A 23881-nucleotide genomic window follows, 5' to 3' on the forward strand; every position below is an offset into this window, starting at 1 on the left:
CCAGTAAATGAACTACTAAAATCATTTACTGGTAATTTTTATCATTAATTTAATTCAGTTGTAACATCTTCAATTGTAGGAATACTCTCTATTGCACCATATTTAGTTGTAACCTTTGCGGCCACCATATTGCTAAATTTGAGAATGTCCTGTCCTTCTTCTTTAAGCAACTTAGTAATATTTAATTCGTCACTCAATAGCATTCTACTTATTGCAGCTCCTATAAATGCATCCCCTGCGCCAGTTGTATCAATTGCTTTTACTTTAAATCCTTCATGGTATATCTTAGTCCCATCTTTTAAAATGATACTTGCACCTGCAGCACCTTGAGTATATATAACCGCTTCTACAGATCCCTCAAATAATGATTGAATAGCTTTATCTTCATCCGCTTCACCAGTTATAAATTCTAGCTCTTCATCTGAAATTTTAATCACATTAGCTTTCGGTAAAAATTCATGTATTGCTTCTTTACATGCTTCAGCATTTTGCCAAAGAGGTAAACGAACATTAGGATCAAAAACAATGGTTGCATTTGCTGACTTAAATTTATTTACCATAGCTTTGTGAGCTTCTTTCATATTACTTTCAACTAAATCAACAGAACAGAAATGTAATACATCGTTTGGATTAATCGTAATTTCATTTAGATATTCAGCTTTATAAAGCATATCAGCTGAGGGTTTACGATAAAATGAAAAATCTCTTTGTCCATCTTCTTTTAAACTCACAAATGCTAGTGCAGTATTAGCTTCATCTGTTCGCTTTATAAATTGAGTACCTACACCAATATTTTTTAAAGTTTCTACAATAATGTCTCCAAATGCATCATTACCTAATTGAGTGACCATTTCAGTGGAGGCACCCATTTTTCGAGCAACACTCACAACATTAGCTGGTGCACCTCCAACCTGCCTACTAAACTGTTCAACATCTTTAAGTTCAGAGTTCTTAACATTTGGAATAAAATCTATTAATGCTTCACCTATCCCATATAATTTTCTCATTTTTTACTCATCCTTAAGTTCATATTTAGTGAATTTTAAATATACTTGTCCAGTCTCTGTTGAAGTTTCTATACCTGTAGCATTTTCATTTGGAAATATTCTTGATGTTAAAACACGTTCCCCATCATTACAGAATATTTCAATACTAGATGTATCAACAAATATTTGCAAACGTGTTAGAGGAGAATCCAATATCGTACTTCTCGTTAAATCTTGAACATTATCAGGCAATAATCCACTCTCTGAGCGATCTAATGTAATTTTTTGTTCCCTTGTATTGTAAATAATTTTGGTGTTATTTTGTTTTGAGGTACGTAATTCAAAATAAATTTTTGAAGCGTCATTTTCAATAACGTCAATAATTAGTTCATATTGTTTGCCTTCATATGGATGTAATTTTCGGTTAAATTTATTTGCATAACCTAATGCCGTTTCTTTGTTTTTACGTAATCTTTCAAGACCTTTAAACGGGCGTTGTCGTAATTGATTATTCTCTATTGTTAGTACTCTAGGTATCGTTAAACAATGTGCCCATCCTTCTTCATCAGTAGGATAATTTATTTCTGGTAAGCCCATCCAACCTATTAAAACTCGATTGCCATTTTCATCTAAAAAAGTTTGGGGTGCGTAAAAATCAAAACCATTATCCAGTTCTACAAATTCACTATGATCAAAGGATAATGAATCAAAATTTAAATCCCCAATTAAATAGCCTGATTGATATATATTTCTAAACTGATCCCCTTGTGGTTCTATTCCTTGAGGGCTGAACAGTAAGATATCCTTAGAATCTAATTTAAAATAATCGGGACATTCCCACATATAACCAAAGTTTTTTAATTTAGTATCAATTTCTCCACAATATGACCATTGATTTAGTTGCTTATCATTCGTTTTATAAATAAGGCAGCAACCAAGTTCCTCGTTTGTTTGAGCACCTATAATCGCATAATATTCATCATTTAATTCAAAAACTTTAGGATCTCTAAAATGACTTGTATACCCTTCAGGTTGTGAAGGAATTACGGGTGCATCAAATTTAGTAATCTCTCCATTACTTTGAACTTTAGCGATAATCTGACTAGCATATCGGTTCCATTGTTCATCACGATGATTGCCTGTATACATGTAATATAAATCTCCATTATGCTCAAAAGCACTACCACTGTAGACACCATGGCTATCATAATATGTATCGGGTTTAATTAAGGTATCTTGTGGTTCAAACGTCACTAAATCATCACTAGTATAATTAAACCAATATTTCAATCCATGCACTGCTCCTAATGGGAACCATTGATGTGAAACATAATATTTGCCGTTATGATAAATTAATCCATTAGGATCATTTAGCAAACCAGTTTCAGGTTGAATATGAAATGTTTGACGAAATCTTGAGGTTTTAACTTGTTGCTTGAGATTTTCTAAGTACTTTTTATCAACGTCTTCAATACGACGATAACGTTCTTCTCTTGACCATTCAGCCATATTATTCCTCCAAAATAATTTAAATCTAAATTTACTACAATTTTATCATTGATTATGGTATCGGTTCCATAGTTTTAAATATTTTTAAAAATTCTCTATTTCAACAGGAATGACAGTTTTAGATACTGCATTTTTAGAAAAAATTAATTCATTCAATTGGTTCATGGCATATGTGCCAGCTTTAAAATAATTGAATTTAACTGTCGTAATAGCGGGTGTAACAAGTTGTGTCATTGGGTCTCCCCCAAATCCAAAAATTTGATAATTTCTAGTAGCATTGTTTTGTTGAGAATAAAATTTATGAATTGCTAATGCAATAGGATCTGTTGCTCCAATTAACGCATCGATACCACTAGCATTTTTCAACTTCTCAGAAACATCATTTTTTGCCTCTTCATATTTAAAAGAAGTTAAATAAATTTCAGGATAAACATCGTATTTTTTCAAACCATCAATAATACCTTGTTTACGTTTGACTCCTACAGCAACGTCCTCCTCACTTACACCAAAGAATACAACATTTTTATGCTTTTTACGCCCTATCTGTTCCCCTACTATAAAACCTGCTTGATAATCATCATGAATTATACTATGTAAATTGGGATAGGATTGTCCAACCAGAATTACCGGTACATTTAATTTTTCAATTACTTCCAAGTGTTCATCAGTCAATGTAGTAGCCATTAATATGATGCCATCCACTTTACTTCTTGAAAATGTCTCCAAGGCCTCGATTTCAGCACGTATATCTAAACCAGTATAGTTAAGTAATAATTGATATTGATGTTGATGGCATACAGATACAATTCCTTTCACAGTTTCATCAACCGCATGTGAATTCATCCTTGGAATGATAGCACCAATAAGATTCGTATGCTTAGCTCTTAAACTTTGAGCAAACTGATTCGGCTGATAATCATGTTCTTCAATAATTCGACTTAATTTTTCTTTAGTTTGAGGGCTTACTGAGCCACCATTTAAAAAGCGGGAGACCGTGCTTTTAGATACTCCCGCTAATTTTGCGATATCTGATATATTTTTCATTAGATTAATCACCTAAATTAGTTTTCATTTAAAGATTATTTTATCACAGAAATAATCTCTCAAAGTAACTTTTTTAATATGTGTTAGCCTAATAATATTATCAATATCTCTTATTTAATTTGTTTAGTTCTCCATAAAAATAGGCTTTCTCACCATGAACAAGTTGATCTAAACCTGCTTTATCTTCTTCTTTAGTAGTAGCGATAGGCATTATTTTCTGTAAAATTTTTCCTATAATCCATGTTAAAACAATGGTATAACACAATACCACGACAACAGCTAGTATTTGAATTAAGACTGAGTGTACATCTCCTGTATAGATTAAACCATTTGATACATCATTATTAACATGTTGTGATTGAAAAACACCGGTAAGAATGGCACCAACAATTCCTCCAGCGCCATGAATACCAAATGCATCAAGTGTATCATTATATTTATACTTCACTTTAATTACATTAATAACAAGATAACAAACGATTCCACCTGCAAATGAAATAATAAAAGCACTGAAATAACTAACGTAGCCTGCTGCCGGTGTAATAGCGACTAACCCTGCCAACACGCCTGATAACAACCCAAGTAAACTTAATTTCTTAGTAATACAGTACTCAACTACTAACCAGCTAAAAGCGCCACCACTTGCAGCAATAATCGTATTTACAAATGATGTTAATGCGACATCATTTAAAGTATATGCACTACCTGTGTTAAATCCATACCAACCTATCCATACTAAAATACCGCCAATTAAAGTGATTAAAAGATTATGTGGCTGTATTTTTTCAATTTTTTTACCATTACCTATCATAATAGCCAAAATTAGTCCTGAGAGTCCAGATGTGATATGTACAACTGTACCACCTGCATAATCAAGCGCACCAAGTTGTTGAATCCAACCTCCGCCCCACACCCAATGAGCAACTGGACTATATATTAAAATCACCCATAAAAAGATAAAGATAATAAATGGAAAGAATTTCATACGTTCAGCGATTGAACCTGAAAGTATTGAAACTGCAATTGTACAAAACATCATTTGGAATAGCATAAATAATGCAAATGGAATATGCGGACTTAATTGATCATTAACTGCAAAGCCAACATGCTGTAGCCCAATTAAATCAAAATTCCCTATCAAAGCATTTCCAGTTCCAAAACTTAATGAAAATCCTAATGCAACCCATGTGAAAGTCACGATAACCATTGCTGCCATACTTTGCATTACTGTATTCAAAACATTCTTTGATTGAACTAGACCACCGTAAAACAAGCTAAGACCTGGTGTCATAATCCATACGAGTAAAGTGCAAAGAAATAAAAAAATTGTGTCATCCATCTTCATAATTACCACTTCCTTTAAAAATATCATAATGATACTAAATTGAAATAGCAAAAATACGTAAGATAAAATGACACAATATGTTACATAATATAACAAAGACACTTTATATGCCTATTTGTTTTAAGCTTTCTGAATTGTAATTGTCCATGAAGCATCGTCTAATTGTTCATAATTCGTAACTGGATAACCTTGCTCGGCTGCCCAATTAGGAATAGCTTCTGTTGCTTGTGTACAATCAAAATCAATTTTAAGTTCATCACCACTATCTAGTGTTTGCATTTTCTTTTGCGCTTCTATTAATGGGAATGGACAAACCATACCTACAGTACCTAATTCATATAACATTGTATTACCTCCAAATTAATTAAGTTGTTTGTACTTGCTTTGTCGCTGATGTTGCTTGAGACTTAGATGTTTGTTTTTCTAATTTTTTCATTGGTCTAATAAATATAAAGTAACTCATAAACCATACACCTAAAATCATAGAACCAAGTGCTATCCATCCTTTCCAAGACATGATAGCAGTTTCTACTAAACCATTTCCAATTGAACATCCTCCAGCTACTGAAGCACCAAATCCCATACAAATACCACCAATAGCACTATTGCGAATGGTCTTCTTATCAGGTAATCGCCATTTAAATTCACGTGATCCTTTAGCAGCAATATAAGAACCTAAGAATATACCTAAAATCAATAATACTCCCCAATCAATTAGCTTAGTATCACCAGTAATTAAAAAGGTAATTAAGTTTGCTGAAGGTGTAGTAATGCCTAAGCCGTAATCTCTTCCAGTAGAAATACTCATTGGCCAAGCTATCAAAGCAATTAACCCTACTGCAATACCAGCTACAAATGGATGGTATCGTTTTTCAAATAAATAGTGTCTCAAGCCACTATACTTTTGTTTAAGCTTTGGAACTGCAAATTTGGGTTTTGGTTTACGTAATGTTTTAGTTACAAAAATGATAGTTATAATCGTTAATACTAACGTAAACACCCACATAGGAATACCGGTAGTCTGAGACATATTTGCATTAATGTTTGTAGGTTTATTAATCCATGTCATTACTGGAAGTAAAATACCAGTTTTAGTAATAGCGGCAGTTACAGCATATAGTACGAGCGCTACCCAACTGCCAATCAAACCTTCACCAGCTCGATACCATGTACCTGTAGCACATCCTCCTGCTAATACAATACCGATTCCAAATATAAAAGCACCAATAATTGTACCTATAACTGGAAATGTACTATCTGGTATAGATATAACATTTAATCCGGTTAATATAAGTAGTCCAATACTTTGGACTGTAATAGCAACTAATAAGGCATAAAACATTTTATTATTTTTTTGAACGTACATATCTCTGAAGCCGCCAGCCAAACAGAAGCGTGTACGTTGCATCACAAACCCTAATAATATACCTACTATAAGACCACTAATAATCATCCATATCACTATCAATCCATCCTTTCCCGATTATTTTACTAAGGTATTATAATCAATTGTACTAAATTTGGCAACATCTTAAAATTAAACGCTTTTGATATTTAATAATTTGCTGTTTTCAATACTAAATGAAATTAATGAATATTAAACGCAAATTAAAAAACATCCCTCTTATAGAAGGATGCAAGAATATAAATATGAAAATTTAATTAGAATAGTTTTTCATAAAGAATAGCAATGATTGCAATTCTATGCCCAAGTCAATATGATGCACTTGTACGGTATTAGGTACTTCTATTCTAGCTGGTGTGAAATTTAGTATACCCTGAATATCAGCTTCAACTAATTGATTTGCAACGCGTTGTGCCGCTTCTTCTGGTGTAGTTAATATTACAACATTGATTTTTTGAGCATTGAGTACTTTTTTTAAATCGTTCATATGATGCACAGATACATCACCAATCTCTGTTCCGACAATCTGTTCATCTATATCAAAAGCCTCAGTTATTGTCATTTCATCATGAATTGAAAAGTTATATGTCAAAAGTGCTCGACCTAAATTACCAACACCTACTAAAGCTATGTGTATATTATCACTATCACTTAGTGCTGTTTTAAAGAATTCTAATAGACTATCTATATTGTAACCGTAACCTTTTTTGCCTAATTCTCCAAAGTAGGAGAAATCTCTTCGGATAGTTGCTGATTCAATATTAAGTGCCTCACTAATAGCCTTAGAATTAACCCTATCAATGCCTTTAGACTTGAGTGTGTTAACGAATCTGTAATATAAAGGTAATCGCTTCAAAGTTGCCCGTGGAATTTTAGATTTATTATGAGCCATTTAAAATGCCCCCCTTTATGTTTGAATTTTATAATCTATGTATCCAAACTATTTTGAGTGCTATACGTTTTAAATTTAAAAATGTCGTTATGTCCTATTATGAATACTGGAATATTATACCTTAACATATTTTAAAAATAAATAACTTAGTTTCAAGAAACTAAGTAATACGGTAAAATATAGAGTAATATACAATCTAATTTCGAGTAATAAACTTATAAATAGAAAGGTGAAACCTGAATGATACTCTTGCAATTAAACGATATTTCGAAATCATTTGATGGCGAAGATATTTTTACGCGTGTGAATTTCGAAGTAAAAACAGGCGAACGAATTGGTGTCGTAGGCAGAAACGGTGCTGGTAAATCGACTTTAATGAAAATCATTGCCGGTGTTGAAGACTATGATAGCGGTCATATATCAAAGATCAAAAATTTACGTATGGGTTATTTAACACAGCAAATGACACTTAATTCATCTGCTTCAGTCTTCGAAGAAATGTCAAAACCGTTTGAACATTTAAAAAAAATGGAACTTCTAATTAGAGAAGAAACGAACTGGCTAGCTGATCATGCATCTAACTACGATTCCGAAGAATATCAACAACATATGGAACGCTATGAATCTTTAACTAATCAATTCGAACAACTTGATGGTTATCAGTATGAGAGTAAAATCAAAACTGTTCTACATGGTTTAAATTTCAATGAAGATGATTTCGATAAACCAATCAACGATTTCAGTGGTGGTCAAAAAACGCGATTATCCTTAGCCCAAATGCTATTGAATGAGCCAGATTTATTACTACTAGACGAACCTACAAACCATTTAGATTTAGAAACGACGAAATGGTTAGAGGATTATTTAAAATATTTCAAAGGTGCCATTGTTATTATTAGTCACGATAGATATTTCCTAGATAAAATCGTCACTCAAATTTATGATGTTGCACTTGGCGATGTTAAACGTTACGTCGGAAATTATGAACAATTTATTGAGCAACGTGATAAATATTACGAAAGCAGAATGCAAGAATATGAACGTCAGCAAGATGAAATTAAACGATTAGAAACATTTGTAGAGAAAAATATAACACGTGCTTCAACTAGTGGAATGGCAAAAAGTCGTCGAAAAACACTAGAAAAAATGGAACGTATTGACAAACCTATGTTGGACGCAAGAAGTGCTAACATTCAATTTGGCTTTAATCGTAATACAGGTAATGACGTTATGCATATTCGTAATCTGAAAATTGGTTATGACTCGCCTATAACATCTCCTATTAATATTGAAGTAAGTAAGGGGGATCATATTGCTATTATTGGCCCAAATGGCGTAGGTAAAACTACTCTAATCAAGACCATCGCTCGACGTCAAAAGCAATTAGAAGGTGAAATCACCTTTGGTGCAAATCTTCAAATTGGTTATTACGATCAAAAGCAAGCTGAATTTAAATCTAATAAAACAATTATCGACTATGTTTGGGATCAATATCCAACAATGAATGAAAAAGATATTCGTGCTATACTGGGACGTTTCTTATTCGTGCAAGATGATGTAAAGAAAGTCATCAATGATTTATCTGGTGGAGAAAAAGCTCGTTTGCAATTAGCACTACTAATGCTTCAAAGAGATAATGTATTAATTCTTGATGAACCAACAAACCATCTTGATATAGATTCTAAAGAGATGTTAGAACAAGCGCTAAAAGATTTTAAAGGAACTATTCTTTTTGTGTCACACGATCGTTACTTTATTAATCAATTAGCAAATAAAGTGTTCGACTTAAATAATGACGGTGGCCAAATGTATTTGGGAGATTATCAATATTACATCGAGAAAACAGAAGAAGCAGCGGCACTTGAAGCTTTTAAAAATGAACGAAATGATTTAAGTAAAGAGGATACCTCAAATCAAAATGAAGCTAATGAAAATGTAAATACCTATGATTCTCAAAAGCAACAACGTCGTGAGCAAAGAAAATTAGAACGTCTCATTGAGAACTGTGAAGCCAAAATTGAAACATTTGAGAATGAAATAGCACGCATTGATGAACAACTCACTCAGCCTGACGTGTTCAATAATCCTGACAAAGCCTCATTATTAGCGAATCAGAAACTTGAAACCGAACAGAAGTTAGAACAGGTTATGTTGGAATGGGAAAATTTACAAGAAAATATCTAAAAACTCATCATTTTACTATTAGCTAGAAAGTATTATTGAACTTTCTAGCTAATTTTTTTATACAAATTTCAACAAAAGTTATAAACAGCTAAAATACGATACTATCAACTATCCACATAGTTATCCTACTTATCCACAACTTATTTTAATTTCTTTTACAAACTTTTTACACAAAATTAAATTCATATCCACATTGTTAAGAACGGTTTATCCACAACTTATACACTTAATGTTGATAAGTACAAATGTTCCCTATTGACCTTTTGAATTATTTTTATCTCAATAAAAAACCTCTTATTAACAGTGGATCTTAATCCTTACGTTAAAAGAGGTTCCTTATGATTATTGAAATAATTAATTCGATTAAATAAATAATATAAATTTAAACGTCTATAGTAGCTTCTTCTATATCCATATTATTTTCGCCATTCAAATCTAACTTAGCTGTAATTCCTGATTGATAATAGTAATATGCTGCAGCACCAATCATTGCTGCATTATCAGTACATAATTTAGGACTTGGAATGGATAAATGAATATGATTATCTTCACATAATTTTTGTAAACGATGTCGCAGTCCTTTATTACTAGCAACACCTCCAGCAACAATAAGTCTGTTAACTTTATAGGCTTTACATGCATTAATCGCTTTAGTACTTAACACGTCTACAACACTATTTTGAAAACTAGTTGCTACATCTTCTTTTACAACTTCTTCATTCTTTTGTCGCAAATTATGCAGTTTATTTATAACAGAACTTTTCAATCCACTAAAACTAAAATCATAACTTTCCTTTTCTAACCACACTCTAGGAAAATCATAAGTATCTTTACCATATTGAGCTAATTTATCAATTTGTGGCCCTCCTGGGTATGGTAAATCAATTGTTCGAGCGACTTTATCATACGCCTCTCCCACTGCATCATCTCTTGTCTCACCAATAACTTCGAAATGCATATGAGATTTCATATATACTAATTCAGTATGGCCCCCTGACACAATTAGCGCAATTAATGGAAATGTTAATGGTTCTTCTAAATGATTAGCATAAATGTGACCAGCAATATGGTGCACAGGAATAAGTGGCTTGTCATATGCAAAAGCTAGTGCTTTCGCTGCATTAATACCGATAAGTAATGCACCAATTAATCCTGGTCCTTGAGTCACTGCTATTGCATCAATGTCATTCATTGATATATTTGCAGTTGTTAATGCTTCATCAATCGTTGTCGTAATCCCTTCAACGTGATGTCGACTTGCAACTTCAGGTACAACACCACCGAAACGCTTATGACTCTCAATTTGACTTAATACAATATTAGATAAAATTGAATTTCCATTTTTAATGACACTTACACTCGTTTCATCACAACTCGTTTCTATTGCTAATATTAATGTTTCTTTATTCATTTAAGTTCACCCACATTACCATTGCATCCTCGCCTTCTCCATAATAATTTTTACGTTTACCTCCATATTGAAACCCCAAATTAGTATAAACATGTTGCGCAATTACATTATCTACCCTAACTTCCAAACTCATCACTTCACATGAATGACTTGCATAATCCATGACATATTTTAATAATAATTGTCCCAGTCCATAACCTCTATAGTCTTTACGAATTGCTATCGTTGTAATTTGAGCTTGATCAATAACCATCCATAGTCCTAGATATCCGATAATTTCATTTTCAAAAACAATCACAAAATATTTAGCAAAGTTATTTTCATTCAATTCATGATAAAATGCATCAATTGTCCACGAACTATCATTGAAACTATCTCGTTCTATATCGAATACTCTGGGGACATCATCTACTTGCATTGCTCTAATTGTTAATTCTGCTTCTGTTGGTTTAGCCAATTTCTTTCAGCCTCTGATAGTTTAATATAATTAGGAACAAATGTATGAACCGGTTCACTTTTAGTTATGAGTTGTTTCATAGTTGGAGCATGAGGTAAATTATTTTTTATTTCTCCACCTAGGTGTTCGGATAACTTATCAGCATCTCTACCAACATAAAGAAATGGTTGGTTCATATCAGTTAATTGCTTTTTTAATTCTTCAATAGGTAAATATTGATCTTCTAAAATAGTTGTTAAATTTCCATCAACGTTTTGATAAACACCAGTGTATACCGCTTCACGACGCGCATCAATGATTGGAACTAATAATTTTTGATCATCATTCTCCACTGTTGCAGCTAATGCTGCTAAAGATGATACACCATATAATTTAGTATTTAATGCATAGGCCAACGTTTTAGCGGTGGTTACGCCAATTCTAACTCCAGTATAGGAACCTGGTCCCTTAGCAACAACAATTCCATCAATAGCATTTTTTTCAATTTTTGCTTCTTCAAATAAGTGCTGAATACCAGGCATAAGTTGACTCGAATGATCTTTTTTATCTTCCGACGTAGTTTCTGCCAAGACGATATCATCTTGCATAATTGCGATTGACATCGGTTGATTAGATGTATCAATCATTAATAAATTCACTTTCAACTTCCTCCTTTACTTTTAAATAATGGGTTCCTTGGGCTTCTAATTTTATAGTTCTTTTTGTTTCACTTAAAGTTTCTATATTGATTATTAAATGTTCCTTAGGTAATAAATCTTGAATAAATTGACTCCATTCAATTATGGTAATGCCTTCATCTTGAAAATATTCATCAAATCCTAGATCTTCATCTGAATCTTCCAAACGATAACAGTCCATATGATGTAATTTTAAATTACTCCCTTTATATGATTTTATAATGTTAAAGGTAGGTGAATTAATATTACGCTTAACTCCTAAATGTTTACCTATAAATTGTGTTAGTGTAGTTTTACCTGCCCCTAGGTCGCCATTTAAAAGGATTAAATCACTAGGCTCTAAGTGTCGAACTAACACGTCTGCAAAATGATTTAATTCATCCAAATTATTAATACTTATCATTAGTCCCACTCTTTCAAATTTTTTTAAATCAAATGATTATTCATGACCATTTCAGAACTTATGGTAACTTATTTTATTCTCTCAAACTAAATTAAGTCATAAAAATTTTAACTTACTAATTATAACAAATTCCTTAAACAATTTCCCTATACTCAACACAAGAATGATGAGATGAAGTTGTTAGAAAATTCTTAAAAAGGCTATTGACTTAATAAAAATGATATAGTAAATTAAGTTTATCGAATTTTTAAACAATTCTAACTATTCTAATATAACCATTCAAGAAAGGAGTATATTAAAATGACAAATCAAACATATAACCCGACTGACAATTTAATTATTTTATTATACTCGCAAGGACTGGAACTTTAGTAATTATCTGTTACTAAATGTTTAAGTCCTATTTCTCATTGAATGGGACTTATAGACGTCCCAATCATAAATTGGGGCGTCTTTTTATGTTTTAAACTTATTGTGTTTTATGGGGGAATTATTTATGAGAAGTGACATGATAAAAAAAGGTGATCATCAAGCACCTGCTCGAAGTCTTTTACACGCCACGGGCGCACTAAAAAATCCTACAGATATGAACAAACCTTTTGTAGCAATTTGTAACTCTTATATCGATATTGTACCTGGACATGTGCATTTAAGAGAATTAGCTGACATTGCTAAAGAAGCTATTCGTGAGGCAGGCGCTATACCTTTCGAGTTTAATACCATTGGTGTTGATGATGGTATAGCTATGGGACACATTGGAATGCGTTACTCATTACCCTCTCGAGAAATCATTGCTGATGCTGCAGAGACCGTCATTAATGCGCACTGGTTCGATGGCGTATTTTACATTCCTAATTGCGACAAAATAACACCCGGTATGTTATTAGCTGCCGTTAGAACCAATGTACCAGCTATATTCTGTTCTGGTGGGCCTATGAAAGCTGGTTTATCAGCGCAAGGTAAAGCTTTGACATTATCATCAATGTTTGAAGCGGTAGGCGCATTTAAAGAAGGTAAACTCTCCAAAGAAGCATTTTTAGATATGGAACAAAACGCCTGCCCTACTTGTGGTTCTTGCGCGGGAATGTTTACTGCAAACTCAATGAATTGTTTAATGGAAGTCTTAGGCTTGGCACTACCATATAACGGTACAGCTTTAGCAGTAAGCGAACAAAGAAGAGAAATGATTCGTGAAGCTGCATTTAAATTAGTAGATAATATCAAAAAAGATATCAAACCACTTGATATCGTAACTCGAGAAGCTATCGATGATGCATTTGCACTTGATATGGCGATGGGTGGTTCAACTAACACGGTATTACATACGCTAGCCATTGCTAACGAAGCTGGTATTGATTACGATTTGGAACGTATCAATGAAATTGCTAAAAAGACGCCTTATTTATCTAAGATTGCGCCAAGTTCTTCATATTCTATGCATGATGTCCACGAAGCAGGTGGTTGTCCAGCTATCATCAATGAATTGATGAAAAAAGAAGGAACATTACATCCAGATAGACTCACAGTTACTGGAAAAACACTTCGTGAAAATAATGAAGGTAAAGAAATTAAGAATTTTGATGTCATTCATTCACTAGATGATCCTTATGATAAGCAAGGTGGTCTCTCAATATTATTTGGAAATATAGCGCCTAAAGGGGCTGTCATTAAAGTTGGTGGCGTTGATCCTTCTATTAAGACATTTACTGGTAAAGCAATTTGTTTCAATTCACACGATGAAGCTGTTGAAGCAATTGATAATAAAATCGTACGCGAAGGTCACGTTGTTGTTATTCGATATGAAGGTCCTAAAGGTGGACCAGGAATGCCTGAAATGTTAGCCCCTACTTCTTCAATTGTAGGTAGAGGTTTAGGTAAGGATGTCGCATTAATAACTGATGGTAGATTCTCTGGTGCAACGAGAGGTATCGCTGTCGGCCACATTTCACCGGAAGCAGCTTCAGGTGGACCTATTGGACTCATTAAAGACGGCGATGAAGTTACTATTGATTTAATCAATCGAACTTTAGATGTTAATCAAACTGAAGAAGAACTTAATCATCGTAAAGAAGCATTACAACCTTTTAAGGCAAAAGTGAAATCAGGTTATCTGGCAAGATATACTGCCTTGGTCACTAGTGCGAATACTGGTGGTATTATGCAAGTTCCCGAAAATCTAATCTAACTAGAGGAGTTGTTCAACATGACAAGTAAAAAGGAAAGTAGCGTAGTAAGTCCTGGTGCTATGGACTATTCAAAACAAACTAGTCTAAAAGAAGATAGTGATTTAGACGCAAATAATAACTTCAGATCCGGTTCAGAACTTTTAGTAGAGGCATTATTACATGAAGATGTTGATTTCATATTCGGTTATCCTGGTGGCGCAGTTTTACCATTATACGACACTTTCTATGATGGTAAAATTAAACACATCTTAGCAAGACATGAACAAGGTGCTACTCACGCTGCAGAAGGTTATGCAAGAGTATCTGGCAAAACTGGTGTAGTGGTTGTAACAAGTGGTCCTGGCGCTACAAATGCGATTACCGGTATAACAGATGCGTACTGTGATTCCCTCCCCTTAGTTGTATTCACTGGACAAGTAGCAACACCAGGAATTGGTAAAGACGCTTTTCAAGAAGCAGATTTACTTTCTATGACTACACCAATTACAAAAGCTAATTTCCAAGTTAAAAATGTAAATGATATTCCAAGAATTATTCATGAAGCATTTTACTTAGCAAATTCTGGACGCAAAGGCCCTGTAGTTATAGATTTTCCTAAAGATATGGGTGTGCTTAAAACATCTGCACCACTTGTAAATGAGGTGGACTTACCGGCATATAAAGTCATTGAAAATCCCAAAGATAAAGATATTAGTCAATTAATTCAATATTTAGAGAATGCAAAACAACCACTTATCTTAACAGGCGCTGGCATCAATCATTCACAATCTAATAAATTATTAACTCAATTTGTAACCAAACATCAAATTCCAGTAGCTACTACACTTTTAGGTCTGGGAGCTATTCCTTATGACAATCCACTATTTCTAGGTATGGGTGGTATGCATGGCTCCTATGCAAGTAATATGGCTTTAACTGAATGTGATTTATTAATTAATTTAGGTAGTCGGTTTGATGATAGATTAGCAAGTAATCCTAATGAATTTGCTCCTCATGCAACCGTAGTTCATGTGGATATTGATGAATCAGAAATTAACAAGGTGATTTCGACTGACCTAGGGATAGTTGCTGACTGCAAAAAAGTACTCGAAGCTTTATCTCAAAGATTTACAAATAAAACTTCCCATGAACACTGGGTTAACCATTGTATTCAGAATAAGCACAAACATCCTTTTAAATATAAAAAAGCTGATGACACATTTTGCAAACCTCAAGAAGCTATTGAATATATCGGAAAAATAACAAACGGTGAAGCTATAGTTACTACTGATGTTGGTCAACATCAAATGTGGGCAGCTCAATTTTATCCATTCAAACATCATGGTCAATGGGTTACTAGCGGTGGTTTAGGTACTATGGGCTTTGGTATTCCATCAGCTATCGGTGCTCAATTAGCTGAACCTGATAAAACAGTTATTTGCTTTGTTGGTGATGGTGGTTTTCAAATGACAAATCAGGAAATAGCGTTACTTCCTGAATACGGACTCAATGTAAAAATCGTTCTAATCAATAATGGCACATTAGGTATGGTTAAACAGTGGCAAGATAAATTCTTTAACCATCGATTCTCTCATTCAGTATTTAATGATCAACCTGACTTCATGAAGATGGCAGAAGCATATGGTGTTAAAGGTTTCTTAGTTGATCATCCAAATAAACTAACCAAAACACTTGATTCAGCATTTAATTATAGTGGACCTGCGCTAATCGAAGTGAGAATCTCACCTACTGAACCAGTTAATCCTATGATTCCAAGTGGCAAAGCGAACCATGAAATGGAGGGGTTAGAATGAAACGAATTTTACATTTAAAAGTAACCGATCAAGTGAGCACATTAAACAGAATTACAAGTGCATTCGTTAGACTACAATATAATATTAATGAATTAACAGTTAAACCATCTAAAGAAAAAGGTATCTCTGATATGCAAATTACTGCAGATATTGAAGATGAAGCTATATTTAAAATTTTAATTGCGAAGTTAAAAAAACAAGTCAGTGTACTCGAAGTTCAAGATATTAGTCAGAACTGAGATAAGCTGTACATTGATGCGCTAGTATAATTAAATAAATAACCACTAACATCACATAATTTAGATAATTTCTTTATCTAAAATTTTAAGAATATTCTAAATATTAAGTTATTTAAATTTTTGGAGGAATGTATTATGACTAAAGTTTATTACGATCAATCAGTTGAGAAAGATGCATTACAAGGTAAAAAAATTGCAATTATCGGTTACGGTTCACAAGGACACGCGCATGCACAAAACCTTAAAGACAATGGTTATGACGTTATTGTTGGTATTCGACCTGGTCATTCTTTTGATAAAGCTAAAGAAGATGGCTTCGATGTTTATCCAGTTGCAGAAGCTGTTAAGCAAGCAGATGTCATCATGGTGTTATTGCCAGATGAAATCCAAGGAAATGTCTATAAAAATGAAATTGAACCTAACTTAGAGACTGGAAATGCCCTAGCATTTGCACATGGTTTTAATATCCACTTTGAAGTTATCAAACCACCTAAAGATGTGGATGTCTTCTTAGTAGCTCCAAAAGGACCTGGTCATTTAGTAAGACGTACCTTTGTTGAAGGAACTGCTGTACCAGCATTATTTGGTGTACAACAAGATGCTACTGGTCAAGCACGCGATATTTCATTAAGTTATGCGAAAGCTATTGGAGCTACGCGTGCAGGTGTAATTGAAACAACATTTAAAGAAGAAACTGAAACAGATTTATTCGGTGAGCAAGCAGTACTTTGTGGTGGTATTCATAAATTAATCCAAAGTGGCTTTGAAACTTTAGTTGAAGCGGGCTATCAAAAAGAATTAGCATATTTCGAAGTATTACATGAAATGAAGTTAATTGTTGATTTAATGTATGAAGGCGGTATGGAGAACGTTCGTTACTCAATTTCTAACACAGCAGAGTATGGTGACTATGTTTCAGGACCTAGAGTCATCACTCCTGATGTTAAAGACAATATGAAAGCAGTATTAAAAGATATTCAAAATGGTAATTTTGCAAATAGCTTTGTTAAAGACAATGAAAATGGCTTTAAAGAATTCTATAAATTACGTGAACAACAACACGGTCATGAAATTGAAGCAGTTGGTCGTGAATTAAGAAAAATGATGCCATTTATTAAATCTAAAAGTATTCAAAAATAAAAGCTAAGGGGTTGTTAAAGATGGAAAGCCATATTCAAATTTTTGATACAACATTAAGAGACGGTGAACAAACACCTGGAGTTAACTTCTCATTTGATGAGCGATTAAAGATTGCCAAACAGTTAGAAACATGGGGTGTGGATATACTTGAAGCAGGTTTTCCCGCTTCAAGTGCTGGTAGCTTTAAGTCTGTTCAAGCTATATCAAATACTTTAACTAAAACAGCTGTATGTGGATTAGCTCGCTGTAAAAAATCAGATATCGATGCTGTTTATGAAGCTACAAAAGATGCTGTAAAACCAGTTATTCACGTTTTTATAGCAACTTCACCTATTCACTTAACTCATAAACTCAAAATGACTCAACAACAGGTTTTGGAATCAATTAAAGAGCACGTCAGTTATGCCAAACAATACTTTGATGTCGTTCAATTTTCACCTGAGGATGCCACAAGAACTGATACAGATTTCTTAATAAAATGTGTACAGATGGCAGTAGACTGTGGTGCTACAATCATTAACATCCCAGATACAGTCGGTTATAGTTATCCAAATGAATATGGTCGAATTTTTAAAACCTTGATTGAGAACATTAACTCTAAACAAGACATTACTTATAGTGCACATTGTCATGATGATTTAGGAATGGCAGTTGCTAATAGTCTGGCTGCTATTGAAAATGGTGCTAAACGAATCGAAGGAACAGTAAATGGCATCGGTGAACGAGCAGGCAATACTGCTATAGAAGAATTAGCTTTAGCACTGTTTGTCCGTAAAGATCACTATGGCAATGAAACACGATTGAAACTATCGGAAACAAAAAATACTTCTGATATTATATCTCGTTATGCTGGTATACGCGTTCCTAGAAATAAAGCCATTGTCGGTCAAAATGCTTTTAGTCATGAGTCTGGCATCCACCAAGATGGTGTTTTAAAAAATCCAGAAACTTATGAAATCATGACGCCACAACTTGTTGGTATAAGTAAAAATGATTTACCTCTAGGTAAGCTATCAGGTAAACACGCTTTTGCTGAAAAATTAAAATCTTTAGGATACGATATTGAACCACAAAATCAGGCTGAATTATTTAAACAATTCAAAGCCATTGCTGATAAAAAGAAAAGTGTAACTGATCGAGATATACATGCGATTATCCAAGGTACTGAACATGAGCAAAATGCAATTTATCAAGTTGATACACTTCAATTGCAGTTTGTTTCCAATGGTTTACAAAGTGCTGTTGTCGTTATAAAAGATAAAAATGGTAATATTTATCAAGATTCAAGTATAGGAACTGGGTCAATTGTGGCTATATATAATGCAGTTGATCGCATTTTTAAACATAAAAGTGAACTCATTGATTACCGTATTGATTCTGTCACTGAAGGTACCGACGCTCAAGCAGAAGTACATGTTTCATTAACTATTGAAGGTCAACCTGTTAATGGTATTGGTATTGATCATGATGTGTTATATGCCTCTTGCAAAGCATATGTAGAAGCACATGCTAAATACGCTAGTGAAATTAACAAAAAGGAAGGTAATCACTAATGACTTATAATATTGTAGCTTTGTCTGGTGATGGAATAGGACCAGAAATCTTAAGTGGTACGTTAGAATTATTAGAACTAATCAGTAAAAAATATAAATTTGATTATCAATTAACGTCTTTTGATTTTGGAGGTGCAGCCATAGATTCGCATGGTGTTCCCCTTCCTGATGATACTTTAAATGCTTGTAAAAATGCTGACGCAATTTTATTGGGTGCTGTAGGTGGTCCTCAATGGACTGATCCTAATAATAGACCTGAGCAAGGATTATTAGCATTACGTAAATCTCTAGGCTTGTTCGCCAATATACGACCTACTAAAGTTACTGAGGGTACAAGTCATTTTTCTCCAATTAGAGAATCACGTGTTAAAGGAACGGATTTTATCATAGTGAGAGAATTAACTAGTGGCTTATATTTTGGTGAACCACGGCATATTGATAATCAGAGTGCACTAGACTCACTAACTTATACTAAAAAGGAAATTGAACGTATTGCAAGGGTAGCTTTTGAATTAGCATCTCAAAGAAAGAAAAAATTAACGTCAGTTGATAAAGAAAATGTGTTAGCTACAAGTAAACTTTGGCGTCAAACTATTAATGAAATTAGTCATGAATTTCCTGATGTTAAAGTGAATCATTTACTAGTTGATGCTTGTAGCATGCAGTTAATTTCCCAACCTACTAATTTTGATGTCATTGTTACTGAAAATCTATTTGGAGATATTTTAAGTGATGAAGCTTCTACCATTCCAGGTTCATTAGGTTTATCACCTTCTGCAAGTTTTAGTTTAGAAGGACCAAGACTTTATGAACCTATACATGGTTCAGCACCCGACATTGCAAATCAAAATCTAGCTAACCCATTTGGTATGATACTCTCATTAGCAATGTGTTTACGTGAAAGTTTTAACTTTGATGATGCGGCGTCTGAACTAGAACAGGCTGTATATCAACTTATTAAAGATGGTAAAACAACTAAAGATTTAAATGGGCACTATACTACATCAGATATATTCAATGAATTAAAAAAGAATTATTAATAAGGGGGAATGCTTTTATGGGACAAACGTTATTCGATAAAGTTTGGAATAAACATGTTTTAACCGGGAATGAAGGTGAACCTCAATTATTATATATTGATTTACACTTAATTCATGAAGTGACTTCCCCACAAGCTTTCGAAGGTTTAAGACTTCAAAATCGTAAATTGAGACGCCCTGATTTAACATTTGCAACTTTAGATCATAATGTTCCTACAATAGATATTTTTAATATTAAAGATGAAATTGCGAACAAACAAATTACTACACTTCAAAAGAATGCAAAGGAATTTGGTGTTCAATTATTTGATATGGGTTCTGATGAACAAGGTATTGTTCACATGGTAGGTCCAGAAACAGGTCTCACTCAACCTGGAAAAACAATCGTTTGTGGTGATTCACATACTGCCACGCATGGGGCCTTTGGTGCAATCGCATTTGGTATAGGGACAAGTGAAGTTGAACATGTATTTGCTACTCAAACACTTTGGCAAACTAAACCTAAAAATTTAAAGATAGACGTTACAGGTCAATTACCAAAAGGCGTCTATGCGAAAGATATTATCTTGTATCTTATTAGTCAATATGGTGTTGATTTTGGTACTGGGTACGCTATTGAATTTACAGGTGAAACGATTAGATCTCTGTCTATGGAAGCTAGAATGACTATCTGCAACATGGCCATTGAAGCTGGTGCTAAATATGGATTGATGCAACCAGATGAAACGACATTTGCTTATGTCAAAGGCAGAAAATATGCTCGAAATTTTGACCGTTCTATCAATGATTGGCGTCAATTATATACTGATGCCGATGCTAAATTTGATAAAGTTATCAAACTTGATGTTACAAATTTAGAACCTCAAGTTACATGGGGAACAAATCCTGAAATGGGTGTTAGTTTTAATACACCTTTTCCAAAAATTAAAAATATTAATGATGAACGCGCTTATCAATATATGGGCTTAAAACCAGGCCAAAAAGCTGAAGATATCGATTTAGGTTATGTGTTCTTAGGCTCTTGTACCAATGCAAGATTATCAGACTTAGTAGAAGCTAGTCGAATCGTTAAGGGTAAACAAGTTCATCCAAAAATCACTGCAATCGTTGTACCTGGCTCTCGCTCAGTTAAAAAAGAAGCTGAAGCATTGGGTTTGGACAAAATATTTAAAGATGCAGGATTTCAATGGAGAGAACCAGGTTGTTCAATGTGTTTAGGTATGAATCCTGATCAAGTACCCGAAGGCATACATTGTGCCTCTACGAGCAATCGTAACTTTGAAGGAAGACAAGGTAAAGGCGCTAGAACGCATCTAGTATCCCCTGCTATGGCTGCTGCAGCGGCTATTGAAGGAAGATTCGTAGATGTTAGAAAGGTGGTTGTTTAGTAATGGATATCCAACCTATTACAACCTATACAGGAAAAGTTGTACCATTGTTTAATGACAATATTGATACTGACCAAATTATTCCCAAAGTACATCTTAAGCGAATAACTAAAAGTGGTTTCGGTCCATTTGCATTTGACGAATGGAGATACCTTCCTGATGGTACAAATAATCCAGATTTTAATCCGAATAAACCTGAATACTCTGGTGCTACTATTTTGATCACTGGTGACAATTTTGGTTGTGGTTCAAGTCGTGAACATGCTGCATGGGCTTTAAAAGATTATGGATTCAATATTATTATAGCTGGTAGCTTTAGTGACATATTCTTTATGAATTGTACAAAAAATGGCATGTTACCTATTACTTTAGGTGAAAACGAAAGAAAATATTTAGCTTCTCAAAAAGAAATTACCATTGATTTACCAAATCAAACTGTTTCAGCTAATGATAAATCATTCAACTTTCAAATTGATGAAACATGGAAACATAAATTAGTTAATGGTTTAGATGATATAGCCATAACATTAGAATATGAAGATTTAATAGAACAATATGAAAATAAGAATAAAGGTTGAGATAAAATGACTGTGAAGACAACTTTAAATGCTAAAGATGTAGAAAATGCATACTTAAGAATAAAAGATGTTGTTAAAGAGACACCTTTACAATTCGATCTCTATCTTTCTCAAAAATATGACTGTAATGTGTATTTAAAAAGAGAAGACTTACAATGGGTTCGCTCTTTCAAACTTAGAGGTGCATATAATGCAATTTCTGTTCTAACAAGTGAAGCTAAAGAAAAAGGTATTACATGCGCAAGTGCTGGAAATCATGCTCAAGGTGTTGCTTATACTGCTAAAGCATTAAATTTAAAAGCTGTGATTTTCATGCCTGTTACCACACCTCTTCAAAAGGTTAATCAAGTTAAATTTTTTGGTTCTAAAAACGTTAAAATCATATTAACTGGCGATACTTTTGATGATTGCTTAAAAGAAGCTTTAATTTATACTGAACAAAATCACATGACTTTTATCGACCCTTTTAATAATGTAGATACAATAGCTGGACAAGGAACATTAGCAAAAGAAATTTTGAATCAATCAAGTAATGATTCAATTACGTTCGATTATCTATTTGCTGCTATTGGTGGTGGAGGTTTGATTTCAGGTATTAGTACTTATATGAATCAATATAGTCCACAAACTAAAATTATTGGTGTCGAACCCTCTGGCGCTAGTAGCATGTACGAATCAGTTGTTGTCCAAAACAAAATAGTGACACTTGATCATATTGACAAATTTGTAGATGGTGCTTCTGTGGCACGAGTTGGTGATATCACTTATGATATAGCTAAGAAATTTGTAGACGATTATATTCAAGTAGATGAAGGTGCTGTTTGTTCAACTATTTTAGATATGTACTCTAAACAAGCCATTGTTGCTGAACCAGCAGGTGCATTAAGTGTTTCAGCATTAGAGCACTATAAGGAAAAGATTAAAGGTAAGACAGTAGTATGTGTAGTTAGTGGTGGTAATAACGATATTAATCGAATGAAAGAAATTGAAGAACGTTCATTACTTTACGAGGAGATGAAACATTACTTTATTCTTAACTTTCCTCAACGTCCTGGTGCATTAAAGGAATTTGTTAACGATGTATTAGGACCTCAGGATGATATTACTAAGTTTGAATATTTAAAGAAAACTTCTCAAAACACTGGTACTGTCATTATCGGTATTCAACTTAAGAATCATGATGACCTTAACCAACTAAAAATTAATGTTCATGATTTTGATCCATCAAATATTTATATTAATGAGAATAAGATGTTATACTCACTTTTAATTTGAATATTAAACACTCCCATTCCTTGATATGGGAGTGTTTTTCATTAATTTTCTTGGCAACGTCCTACTCTAGCGGAACGTAAATCTGCTACCAACGGCGCTAAGAAACTTACTTTACTTCGAGTCAAGCGCTCGCATCCTTCCTCATTTTCTAAAATTACTTGCTCTTTTAGCTCAACTAAAATCGCTTCTCAATTTTCTCAATTCCTCGGCTTCAAACGCTTTCTCCTCGTAAAGCTATTACACTTTCATTTGTTGATATCTTATTAAACCTTCGGTTTTATTTTTGTGCATAAAAAAAGAGACCTTTCGGTCTCAATATCGGCTCATCGCATCCAAACGATTTGCCTGGCAACGTCCTACTCTAGCGGAACGTAAA

Annotated in this window: 21 protein-coding genes; 10 read left to right on the forward strand and 11 right to left on the reverse strand. The window is 33.5% G+C overall.

The window, feature by feature from the left end:
- Positions 1–44: 44 nt before the first annotated feature.
- The 7 genes from F1592_RS09065 to F1592_RS09095 all read right to left on the reverse strand — a co-directional run bounded on the left by F1592_RS09065 (position 45) and on the right by F1592_RS09095 (position 7181).
- Positions 45–1007, reverse strand: coding sequence for a carbohydrate kinase family protein (locus F1592_RS09065; protein WP_053018832.1), 963 nt, complete (start codon positions 1005–1007; stop codon positions 45–47).
- A 3-nt stretch (positions 1008–1010) separates the two neighbouring features.
- Positions 1011–2495 carry a sucrose-6-phosphate hydrolase gene (locus F1592_RS09070; RefSeq protein WP_149809724.1) on the reverse strand — a complete coding sequence of 495 codons (1485 nt, stop codon included), beginning with the start codon at positions 2493–2495 and terminating at the stop codon, positions 1011–1013.
- Between the two features lie 84 nt (positions 2496–2579).
- Positions 2580–3539 (reverse strand): LacI family DNA-binding transcriptional regulator, encoded by a 960-nt coding sequence (locus F1592_RS09075; RefSeq protein WP_053017480.1) that lies wholly within the window; start codon positions 3537–3539, stop codon positions 2580–2582.
- A gap of 100 nt (positions 3540–3639) precedes the next feature.
- Positions 3640–4884 (reverse strand): ammonium transporter, encoded by a 1245-nt coding sequence (locus F1592_RS09080; RefSeq protein WP_053017481.1) that lies wholly within the window; start codon positions 4882–4884, stop codon positions 3640–3642.
- Positions 4885–5004: 120 nt separating this feature from the next.
- Positions 5005–5229 carry a sulfurtransferase TusA family protein gene (locus tag F1592_RS09085; protein ID WP_037538043.1) on the reverse strand — a complete coding sequence of 75 codons (225 nt, stop codon included), beginning with the start codon at positions 5227–5229 and terminating at the stop codon, positions 5005–5007.
- Positions 5230–5248: 19 nt separating this feature from the next.
- Positions 5249–6346 (reverse strand): YeeE/YedE family protein, encoded by a 1098-nt coding sequence (locus tag F1592_RS09090; RefSeq protein ID WP_037538045.1) that lies wholly within the window; start codon positions 6344–6346, stop codon positions 5249–5251.
- A 196-nt stretch (positions 6347–6542) separates the two neighbouring features.
- On the reverse strand, positions 6543–7181 hold the full coding sequence (locus F1592_RS09095; protein ID WP_037538047.1) for a redox-sensing transcriptional repressor Rex: 639 nt from the start codon (positions 7179–7181) through the stop codon (positions 6543–6545).
- Positions 7182–7421: 240 nt separating this feature from the next.
- On the opposite strand from F1592_RS09095, the gene F1592_RS09100 reads away from it, so the two are divergent.
- Positions 7422–9365, forward strand: coding sequence for an ABC-F family ATP-binding cassette domain-containing protein (locus F1592_RS09100; protein WP_107609972.1), 1944 nt, complete (start codon positions 7422–7424; stop codon positions 9363–9365).
- 382 nt (positions 9366–9747) lie between these two features.
- Here F1592_RS09100 and tsaD read toward each other — a convergent pair whose 3' ends face one another.
- The 4 genes from tsaD to tsaE are packed head-to-tail and all read right to left on the reverse strand — an operon-like array spanning position 9748 to position 12313.
- Positions 9748–10776, reverse strand: a complete 1029-nt coding sequence (tsaD, locus tag F1592_RS09105; RefSeq protein WP_053017486.1) for a tRNA (adenosine(37)-N6)-threonylcarbamoyltransferase complex transferase subunit TsaD — start codon at positions 10774–10776, stop codon at positions 9748–9750.
- The gene (rimI, locus tag F1592_RS09110) at positions 10769–11233 is read right to left on the reverse strand and encodes a ribosomal protein S18-alanine N-acetyltransferase (protein WP_053017489.1); all 465 of its coding nucleotides are present in this window, start codon (positions 11231–11233) and stop codon (positions 10769–10771) included. Before rimI ends, tsaD begins: the two co-directional genes overlap by 8 nt.
- A complete protein-coding gene (gene tsaB / locus F1592_RS09115; protein ID WP_053017491.1) occupies positions 11206–11871 on the reverse strand; it encodes a tRNA (adenosine(37)-N6)-threonylcarbamoyltransferase complex dimerization subunit type 1 TsaB in 666 nt (221 codons plus the stop codon). The genes rimI and tsaB overlap by 28 nt, the downstream gene beginning before the upstream one ends.
- Positions 11852–12313, reverse strand: a complete 462-nt coding sequence (gene tsaE / locus F1592_RS09120; RefSeq protein WP_053017493.1) for a tRNA (adenosine(37)-N6)-threonylcarbamoyltransferase complex ATPase subunit type 1 TsaE — start codon at positions 12311–12313, stop codon at positions 11852–11854. The genes tsaB and tsaE overlap by 20 nt, the downstream gene beginning before the upstream one ends.
- Positions 12314–12809: 496 nt before the next feature.
- On the opposite strand from tsaE, the gene ilvD reads away from it, so the two are divergent.
- From ilvD to ilvA, 9 genes are all read left to right on the forward strand, one after another.
- Positions 12810–14498, forward strand: a complete 1689-nt coding sequence (gene ilvD / locus F1592_RS09125) for a dihydroxy-acid dehydratase (RefSeq protein WP_037538963.1) — start codon at positions 12810–12812, stop codon at positions 14496–14498.
- A gap of 60 nt (positions 14499–14558) precedes the next feature.
- The gene (ilvB, locus tag F1592_RS09130) at positions 14559–16292 is read left to right on the forward strand and encodes a biosynthetic-type acetolactate synthase large subunit (protein WP_223197233.1); all 1734 of its coding nucleotides are present in this window, start codon (positions 14559–14561) and stop codon (positions 16290–16292) included.
- Positions 16289–16531: an ACT domain-containing protein gene (locus tag F1592_RS09135; protein WP_037538958.1), complete on the forward strand. Its 243-nt coding sequence runs from the start codon at positions 16289–16291 to the stop codon at positions 16529–16531. The genes ilvB and F1592_RS09135 overlap by 4 nt, the downstream gene beginning before the upstream one ends.
- A 135-nt stretch (positions 16532–16666) precedes the next feature.
- On the forward strand, positions 16667–17671 hold the full coding sequence (gene ilvC, locus F1592_RS09140; RefSeq protein ID WP_149809726.1) for a ketol-acid reductoisomerase: 1005 nt from the start codon (positions 16667–16669) through the stop codon (positions 17669–17671).
- Between the two features lie 20 nt (positions 17672–17691).
- Positions 17692–19224, forward strand: a complete 1533-nt coding sequence (locus tag F1592_RS09145) for a 2-isopropylmalate synthase (RefSeq protein ID WP_053018823.1) — start codon at positions 17692–17694, stop codon at positions 19222–19224.
- Positions 19224–20264: a 3-isopropylmalate dehydrogenase gene (leuB, locus tag F1592_RS09150; RefSeq protein ID WP_149809727.1), complete on the forward strand. Its 1041-nt coding sequence runs from the start codon at positions 19224–19226 to the stop codon at positions 20262–20264. Before F1592_RS09145 ends, leuB begins: the two co-directional genes overlap by 1 nt.
- A gap of 17 nt (positions 20265–20281) precedes the next feature.
- Positions 20282–21652, forward strand: coding sequence for a 3-isopropylmalate dehydratase large subunit (gene leuC, locus F1592_RS09155; RefSeq protein WP_149809728.1), 1371 nt, complete (start codon positions 20282–20284; stop codon positions 21650–21652).
- 2 nt (positions 21653–21654) lie between these two features.
- On the forward strand, positions 21655–22230 hold the full coding sequence (gene leuD / locus F1592_RS09160) for a 3-isopropylmalate dehydratase small subunit (protein ID WP_053017507.1): 576 nt from the start codon (positions 21655–21657) through the stop codon (positions 22228–22230).
- 6 nt (positions 22231–22236) lie between these two features.
- On the forward strand, positions 22237–23505 hold the full coding sequence (gene ilvA / locus F1592_RS09165; RefSeq protein WP_053017509.1) for a threonine ammonia-lyase IlvA: 1269 nt from the start codon (positions 22237–22239) through the stop codon (positions 23503–23505).
- Positions 23506–23881: the final 376 nt, after the last annotated feature.

It is taken from the genome of Staphylococcus sp. GDX7P312P (assembly GCF_008385775.1).
In the GTDB taxonomy this organism is placed as follows: domain Bacteria; phylum Bacillota; class Bacilli; order Staphylococcales; family Staphylococcaceae; genus Staphylococcus; species Staphylococcus haemolyticus.